Annotated in this window: 7 protein-coding genes; all 7 read left to right on the top strand. The window is 54.2% G+C overall.

Translation table 11 applies throughout. The features are described from left to right. The coding region (locus tag NTW95_14785) for a hypothetical protein (GenBank protein MCX6558674.1) at positions 1–729 on the top strand (729 nt) is incomplete at its 5' end. After that, complete coding sequence (efp, locus tag NTW95_14780) at positions 722–1,285, top strand: elongation factor P (protein MCX6558673.1); 564 nt, start codon at positions 722–724, stop codon at positions 1,283–1,285. The genes NTW95_14785 and efp, both read left to right, overlap by 8 nt. Positions 1,286–1,367: 82 nt before the next feature. Next, positions 1,368–5,483 carry a PAS domain S-box protein gene (locus tag NTW95_14775; protein ID MCX6558672.1) on the top strand — a complete coding sequence of 1,372 codons (4,116 nt, stop codon included), beginning with the start codon at positions 1,368–1,370 and terminating at the stop codon, positions 5,481–5,483. Between the two features lie 270 nt (positions 5,484–5,753). Next, positions 5,754–6,368: an ABC transporter ATP-binding protein gene (locus NTW95_14770; protein MCX6558671.1), complete on the top strand. Its 615-nt coding sequence runs from the start codon at positions 5,754–5,756 to the stop codon at positions 6,366–6,368. 12 nt (positions 6,369–6,380) lie between these two features. Continuing rightward, complete coding sequence (locus NTW95_14765; GenBank protein ID MCX6558670.1) at positions 6,381–7,589, top strand: ABC transporter permease; 1,209 nt, start codon at positions 6,381–6,383, stop codon at positions 7,587–7,589. A 12-nt stretch (positions 7,590–7,601) separates the two neighbouring features. Continuing rightward, a complete protein-coding gene (locus NTW95_14760; protein ID MCX6558669.1) occupies positions 7,602–8,342 on the top strand; it encodes an outer membrane lipoprotein-sorting protein in 741 nt (246 codons plus the stop codon). A gap of 1 nt (position 8,343) precedes the next feature. Further along, on the top strand, positions 8,344–8,954 hold a 611-nt coding region (locus tag NTW95_14755), incomplete at its 3' end, for a hypothetical protein (protein ID MCX6558668.1).

Genomic DNA, 8,954 nt, shown 5'->3' with positions numbered 1-8,954 from the left:
GCCGCGGTCGAGGGCGACGCCACCTGGGTGATGATCCGCCAGCTCGGTTTCGACCCCGACCTGATCGGCGAGGCCTTCAGCCCGGAAAACGTGCTGGCTTTCTCGGCGCTGGCCGGAACTTCCTCGCTTGGCGACGCGCCGGCCATCGTCAGGGACCAACTGCTCATGCCCTACCTGGACGGGATGAAGTTCAGCCGCGATGTCTTCAACAAGGACAAATGGAAGGGTTTGAACCAGGTCCTGGCCCAGCCGCCGCAGTCGTCCGAGCAGATCCTGCATCCGGAGAAGTATTTCAAGCGGGAAAAACCGGCAACGGTGCGTATCGCCTTCCGGCCGGCCTCTTGGCAGGAAATCCACTCCGGGGTGATCGGCGAGTATTTCCTGAACGTGCTGCTGGCCGAAGGCACCGACATCACCGACGCGGCGGCCGGCTGGAATGGGGACGCATACGCCATCTACGGCAAAAACGCGTCCTTGCTGCTGCTCTGGAAAGCGCAGTGGGACACGGTTCAGGATTGCGCCCGCTTCGCTGCCGCCTTCCGGAGCTTCCTGGAAAAAAAATTCAAGCTCGCCTTCCGGCCGGGCCAAAACAACGGGCAGACCTTCCTGGCCGGGAATTCCGCCGCCGGCTACTTTTTCCTGCTTGAACGCCATGCCACTTTATTCTATGCTCGCAGCAACGACCGCGGGCAGATCAATGAATTCATTAATGGAGGATATTATGATTAACGCCACCCAGATACGCCGGGGCATGATCATCTTGATGGACAATAAACTGTACCGCGTCGAGGAGATGGACCACGTCACCCCCGGCCGCTACAAGTCGACCATCCACGTCAAGATGCGCGACCTGGAGAGCAACGTGCGCTCCCCGTTCCGCTTCGGTTCTTCCGACCGCGTGGAAAAGGTGAACCTGGAGACCAAGGAGGTCACCTATTCCTACAACGACGGCACCCACTACATCTTAATGGACACGACGACCTACGACCAGCTCGGCCTGGACGGGGAGTTCATCGGCGACAACGTTTTTTACCTGAAGGAGAACGAGACCTACCAGATGGAGTTCTTCCAGGGCAAGCCGATCAACATCGTGCCGCCCCTGTCCATGGAGTTCAAGGTGGTCGAGACCGAGAAGAACATGAAGGGCTCGACGGTGCAGGCTTCCTACAAGCCGGCCAAGCTCGAGGGCGGACTCGAGGTGACGGTGCCGCCGTTCATCGAAGTGGGCACGGTGATCAAGGTCGACACCCGCGACGGCTCCTACATCGAGCGCGTCAGCAAATAAAAAAAGTCCCTGGCCGCAGCCGAGGGGCACTTCATTTTCAGAAATCATTCCCTGCAAAAACTATTAGAAAAATTGAATTTAATTGAATTGCTATTTTTTTTATATTAATATTTATTTCAGGAGCAGAAAAATTCGGTTTTTAAATTTTGCCATCATCATCACCTTGACAGTCGCCAGTCTTCAAGGCGGCAGCGAAATAATCAAAGAGCGGGGATTGCCCTACATCCGCAGCTACGATCCAAAGGAATACGGGGCCCAAGCCCAGAACTGGGCTATTATCCAAGACAAGCGGGGTGTGATATATATTGGCAACGGCGATGGGGTACTGGAATATGACGGAATCAGCTGGCGCCTGATCCCAAGCAAGAACAAGACCGCCATCCGTTCCCTGGCAGTGGACGATGCCGGGCGCGTCTATGTCGGCGCACAGGGAGAGATCGGGTATCTTGCGCCCGATGAGACTGGGAAGATGCGCTTCGTGTCCCTGAACGATCTGATCGAAACGTCACATCAAGCTTTTTTGGATGTTTGGGACATTTATGTCACCTCCCAAGGTGTGTTTTTCAATTCACGGGCAAACCTGTTTCTCCTTGCCAATAACCATATCAAGGTATGGAAGGCCCAAACAGGGTTTCACAGAGCATTTCTTGTGTATGGCCGCCTTTTCATCCGCCAGGACGATGTGGGGTTGATGGAACTCTCCCGGGATAAACTGGTTTTGGTCAAGGGGGGGGAGCGCTTTGCTTTTGAAAAGATTTACGTCATGCTCCCCTTTGACATGCCAAAGGCAGGAGATTCAACCGTCACGGCCGGACGGGTGCTAATAGGGACTCGGGACCAGGGTTTTTTTCTATACGATGGCGCTACGCTCAGCCCATTCCCCACAGCAGCCGACACATTCCTTAAAAAAAACCTGTTGTACCACGGCGTTCTGCTCAATGATGGCACGTTGGCCCTGGCTACGCTCCAAGGGGGCATGGCCTGCATCAGCCGGGACGGGAAGATGCTCAGCATCCTGGACAAAACAGCCGGACTCATCGATAATACCGTACTCCGCATTCAGCCCGACCAGCAATCCGGCCTTTGGCTAACTCACAACAAGGGCCTCTCCCGCATCGAATGGCCGGCACCGCTAACCATTTTCGACGAGCGTTCCGGCCTCAAGGGAAGTGTGCTTTTCCTGCACGGGCACAAGGGAACCATGTATGTGGGAACAAGCCAGGGTGTCTATGTCCTGCAACCGCCCTGGCGCAAATCTTCCCCGGCATCTCCGGGATACCGATTCGAATGCATAGCCGGGATGAAAAGTCAGACTTTTAATTTACTATCTTTCGGCGGCATTCTCCTGGCGACCGGCATCAATGGAGTTTCCGAGATTCGCGGCCGCGAAGCTTTCCTCGTCAGGCCATCCAATGTTATTGCGATGAGCCTCTTTCGCTCACGATCCGATCCCGCACGAGTTTTTGTGGGGCTTCAGGACGGTCTGGCATCAATGGTTCGCCGGGGTGAAGACCAAGGCAGGTGGATAGACGAAGGGAAGATTACGGGGATAAACGAAGAAATTCGCAATATGGCGGAAATGGAAGATGGCCGACTATGGCTGGGCACCCAGGCACAAGGTATCCTGCGCATCACCTTCTCCAGGGATTGGCAGGGTGGTGCGTCCGGACCTTCCCCCCTCGTGGAGCGTTTCGGATCGGATCAGGGGTTGCCGATCGGATTGGATTACCACGTCCATACCATGGGCGGCACGTATGTGTTCGGCACACCCCAGGGAGTCTACCGCTTTGACGAGACAGCGAAGCATTTTTCCCCCGATCCGCGCTTTGCCAGGCTCTTTCCCGACGGTTTCAGGAAGGTGCTTGCATGGCGCGAGGATTCCCAAGGTCGGATATGGATGGATTCCATTGAAAAGACTCGCCGCATCTACGAAGCCGGAGCCGCCGTCCTCCAGCCAGACGGAAGCTACCGCTGGGAAAAGACGCCCTTTCTCCGTATTGGCGAGACGGCTATCGAAACAATCCATGCCGATGCCGACGGCGTTGTATGGTTCGGAGGGTCGGAAGGCCTTAGCCGTTACGATCCCCGTATTCCAAAGGATTATACCCCGGCTTACTCCGCCCTCATCCGCCGGGTGGAAAAGGCGAGGGGCCAGCTTCTTTTTGGAGGCGCCTCGGCAGCGATGGGCTCCAAGACAATCCCCGCTCTGAAGTATACTGAGAATTCACTCCGTTTCGAGTTCGCCCTGACTGCTTTCGACGAGCCGGAGGCTAACCGGTACAAAATTCGCATGGATGGTCTCGACCGGGAATGGTCTGACTGGACGGCGCAAAATATGAAGGAGTACATGAACCTGCCGGAAGGTTCTTATGTCTTTCGGGTTAAGGCCCGCAACATTTACCAACAGGAAAGCGGTGAAGACACTTTCAAAATAACGGTTATCCCGCCATTTTGGAAAACCTGGTGGTTTCGCGTCCTGGTCGCCTTAGCCATCGTATCCTTGGTTGTTTTTGTCTCCTGGGCCCGAACGAGATCCATGCGTATTCGAAATGAAGAATTGAGCGAGTTGAACGAGCAATTGGATTCCTCAAATCGAAAGCTGGCGGTCTCCAATCAGGACTTGAATCGCGCGAACGTCGAACTAAAAAAGACAAACCAAGAATTGGAAGCCAGCGAAGAGAAGTACCGCAATTTAATTCAGCAGTCCAATGACGCGATCTATCTTCTTTATGATAAAAAATTTGAGGTGATCAATGATAAATTCCAGGAAATATTTGGCTTGACCCTGGAGGAAGTCAACGGTCCCGATTTCGATTTCATGGACCTGGTCGCCCCCAAGAGCAAAGCTTTCGTTGCCGAAAGGAGCCGGGGCGTGGAGGCGGGCGAGGAGGTCGAGCCGGTATACGAATTCACGGCACTTGCCAAAGATGGAAAAGAATTGGATGTTGAAGTGTCGACAGCGCATATTAAGTATAAGAATGGCATTGCCACCCAGGGTATCTTAAAAGACATTACGCAGCGGAAAAAACTGGAACAGCAGCTGATTCAGACTCAAAAAATGGAATCGATCGGCACTCTGGCCGGCGGCATCGCCCATGATTTCAACAATCTGCTGACGGTGATCAGCGGTTATGCGGAGATGGCCCTGGCCAAGACGGGAGACAATCGCGACGTAAGGCAAAACTTGCTGACGATTTTTTCGGCGTCTAAGAAAGCGGAGATGTTGACGAACCAAATACTGGCCTTCAGCAGAAAACAGATATTTCAACCCATGATTCTGGACATCACCATGGTCATTTCCGAACTGGATAAAATGATGCGCCGACTCATCGGCGAAGACATCAACATGGAAAAACGCCTGGTTCCCCATCTGCCCGGAATCAAGGCCGATCCGAGCCAGATCGAGCAAATAATCATTAATTTAATCGTCAACGCCCGCGACGCCGTCAATAAAAGGACGGACAAAGCCTCCGAGAAGAAAATCACCATTGAGACCGGCACGAGTCATTTGGATGAGTCGTATGTCGCGCATCATCCCGACAGCCAGACGGGGCTGCACGTGTTCCTGGCCGTGAGCGACACTGGCTGTGGCATGACCGAAGAAGTAAAGCAAAAAGCATTCGAACCGTTTTTCTCCACGAAAGAAAAGGGAAAAGGCACGGGCATGGGATTGGCCACCGTGTATGGCATTGTCAGGCAAAACAAGGGCAATATTTATATTTACAGCGAATTGGGCAAAGGAACGATGATTAAAGTGTATTGGCCGGCTACCGAAGAGAACGTGCCAACCGATATCCAACGGAAACGCAACGATCGGGATTTATCAGGCAGTGAAATCATATTGTTCGTGGAAGATGACGGGGCGGTGCGGCAATATGCCGGGAATTCTTTGGAGGGATATGGTTATCGGGTTCATGTCGCCGAAGACGGCGTTCAGGCACTGGAGTGGCTGAAAGATCAAGCCGAACCCCCGCGCCTGTTGGTTACCGATCTGGTCATGCCGAAAATGAACGGCAAGGAATTGGCTGAAAGGGCCAGGGCGCTGATTCCGGGCATCCAAGTGCTTTTTGTCTCCGGATACACAGAAAATCACATTGTTCATAGCGGAGAACTGGAGCCGGACGTAGTTTTTCTGCACAAACCCTATTCGGCAAAGGATCTGGCTTATAAAATTCGACAGCTATTGGACAATGCGTAAAAGCAATGGGTTGAATCGCCGAACCGCGAGCAGGCGAAATCCATCATGTCCTGCTGCGCCGTGCGACGGCTCCTACATCGAAAGGGTGAGCAAGTAAACCGCGCCTGAAAGCGCGGGTCAGCGTCAGCCGCGAGAAGCGCTTGCTGCTTGTCGCCCGGTTCACTCCGCTTATCCGGTCGTTCAGACGGCCATATGGACCGTTGGTCGGAAAACCTCTTCCCCTGCTCAAAAAGTGAACGTACAATGGGTCGATTTCAGCAGGAGGTGCGCATGGCTGATTTTTTAAATGGCGTGGGTATTACCAAGATATATCCCCTGGGCAAAACCGAAGTGCCGGCGTTGCGCGGGGTTGATGTAGCGGTGCAGCAGGGCGAGTTTACCGTTTTTGCCGGGCCTTCGGGCTCTGGCAAGACCACGTTGCTCAATATTTGCGGTCTGATCGATTGCGTAAGCACCGGCCAGCTCTTCTTTGACGGCACAGCCGTCACTGGTCTTCCCGACCGCAAACTGGTCGAACTTCGCCGTAGGTCCATCGGCTTCGTATTCCAGAATTTCAACCTGGAAATGGTTGAAAAATACCTGAAGCGGGTGGGGCTTTGGGACAGGCGCCGGCACAAACCAGCACAGCTGTCGGGCGGCGAGCAGCAACGCGTGGCCATCGCCCGGGCCCTGGTCAAGCAGCCCAAGCTGGTCATCGCCGATGAACCATCGGCCAATCTCGATTCACAAAACGCCAGAGCCATTGTCGAATTGATGGACTCGCTCAACCGTGAAGATGGCATTACTTTCATCGTAGCTTCGCATGATCCCATCGTTATCGGGGCGGCCCACCGGGTGCTGTACATGCGCGACGGCTTGATCGACGGCAAAATTTCAGAAAATTGACAGGAGAAAAACATGATTGCCAAATTATCCATAAAAAACATCTGGCGCAACAAGCGCCGCACTATGATCACTCTGGCGGTGATCACCATCGGTGTTTCCATGGTCTGCCTGGCCATGGCTTATGTGGAATTCGTCAAATGGGGCTACGGGGAAAGCATCATTCACGGCCAGACCGGGCATTTTCAGGTGCTGAGCGTTGACCTATTGACCAAGGAGGAAGACAAGATATTGTCCTATGGAATTGCTGACTGGAGCAAGCTAGCGGCGCAGATCAAAGAGGATCCGCGGGTGAGCGTGGTCACGCCGCGCATCAATTTTTTCGGCCTCTGTTCCACCGGCGAGAAGTCGAATGCGGTCATGGTCCGGGCCGTGCTGCCGGCCGGCGAGATCGAGATGGGCGGCGACTATATCAATGCCGGCCCTTTGAAAAAACTTTTAAATGAGCCCGAAGGTATCTTATTGGGAAAGCTGCTGGCCAAGAGTCTACAAGTCAAAGAGGGTGGAGAAGTAACTATTCTGACCACAGCAGCCACTGGTGCCATGAACGGCTACGATTTCAAGGTCATCGGCACGATTAATACCGGCTTCGAGGAAATGGACAAGCGCTTTGCCATGGTTTCCCTGCCAACGGCCCAGGGGTTGCTAGCCTCCGCAAAGGTGGAGCGGCTGGCCGTGACGCTGCGCGACTCCAATGATTTGAATGCTGCACTCGCCGATTGGCAGAAGCGTTTGCCCACTGGCATCACCGCCCAAAACTGGAAACAAGTTTTTCCCGATTATGTCAAGGCATTGAATTTTTTCAACGCTATGATCGGTTTTGTGCTGCCGGTGTTGATGCTGATCGTCTGGTTTTCGACCATGAACACCATCCTGATGTCCTTGATGGAACGCTCGGCCGAATTTGCCACCCTGCGCGCCATGGGGACTTCCAAGTGGCGCATGTTCCGCATGCTCGTTACCGAGGGTGCCTGGATCGGCTTGTTGGGCGTGATCCTGGGGATATTGATTGAAATCGGCATGGCCTTCCTGATCAACCGTGCCGGCATCATGATGCCGGCGCCGCCAGGGGCCACCGCCGGGTATCTGCTGAACGTGCGTAATGTAACGGGAATTTTCACTTTCGTCGGCCCGGTAACGCTGCTGGTGGTGATCCTTTCCACTATCATCCCGGCCCGGCGCATCTTCAAGCTGAACATCGTCCGCGCCCTGCGCAATGGCTGATCAGGAGGTGAAATGATGAACAAAATCGCGAAAAGGCTGATCATGATTGTGCTCCTGCTGTGGATCGTCCTGCCCCCGGATCTTTTTGGCCAGGATGGAGACGAGCTTCTGGCAAAAATCGACCGCTACCGCATGGTGGCCGGTTCGTTCAACATGGACGTGCGCATGCAGGATTTCGAGGGCGACGTGCTCAAGGAGGAGGCGCTGTTTAGGGGTTTTTTTGCCGGCGACGACCGCAGCCTGCTGATATGCGATTCGGGCAAGAACAAGGGCATGAAAGTGCTGATGAAAGGCGACGATATGTGGGTCAACCTCGGCGGCTCCAAACGTGCCCTGCGCATCACCCCGATGCAGCGGCTGATGGGCGAAGCTTCCAACGGCGACGTGGCCAAGGTGAGCTTCAAGCGAGATTATACCGGCACGCTGCTGAGCGACGACGGCAACCTGCTGAAGCTGGAATTGAAAGCTAAAAGCGCGGGCGCTACCTATCAGCGGGTGCTGCTATATGCCGATAAAAAAACCCATCAGCCTCTGAAGGCTGAATTTTTCCTCCTTTCGGGCAAGCATTTCAAGACCGCCTATTACCAGGAAGGTGTCCTGGCCAATGGCCGGGAGGCCATTGCCAGAATCCGCATCGAGGACAAGCTCAATCCCAAGCGTTATACGGTGATGGAGAACCTCAATTTCCATTCCCGGCAATTTCCGGAAAAATACTTCAACGTCATGTACTTGCCTCAAATCGAGGTGGATTGACATGAGCCGGCGGTTGGTTTGGGCTATGGTTATTCTCGGACTGGCTGCCCTGTTGGGTGGCGAATCCAAGCCGTTGAAACTCGATTTTTATGGCTATTACAATTATTCCTGGCTCTCCCCCCGCCAGGACAGCCCCTGGAATGCCGGGCAGGTTGACCGCCTGGATACCCGCGATTCGGGGTTGCTCCTGCAGGCCAACGGACGACTGCTCCTGGGCAAGGTCAAGTTCCAGGTTTCGCCGCTGCTGCGCGCCGCCCATGATGGGACTTGGCAAGGCAATCTGCGCGAAGTGGCGCTCAACCTAAACCTGGGCGCCTTCGACCTAACTGCGGGCAAGGTGCTGATGAAACTGGGTACTGGCTACATGTTCACCCCGATCAGCGTCATCACTCCGAAAAAGCAGCTGGCCGATCCCGAAGATACCAGTCACGAACAGGAGGGGGTATGGCTGGTCAAAGCCGATTATTATAAAGAAAATTTTTCATTGAGCACTCTGGTTTTTAAAAAGAACAACTGGAACAACCTGGTCCTTTTTGCCTATGCAAATGTCTGGCGCCTGGACCTGTACGCCATCCTGTACTACCCAGAATACCGCAGGCTCGAATTCGGTCT

This window comes from Candidatus Aminicenantes bacterium, assembly GCA_026393795.1.
Classification (GTDB): domain Bacteria; phylum Acidobacteriota; class Aminicenantia; order UBA2199; family UBA2199; genus UBA2199.
The sequence above is the reverse complement of the archived record's forward strand: the minus strand, read 5'-3'. Positions and strand labels throughout refer to the sequence as shown.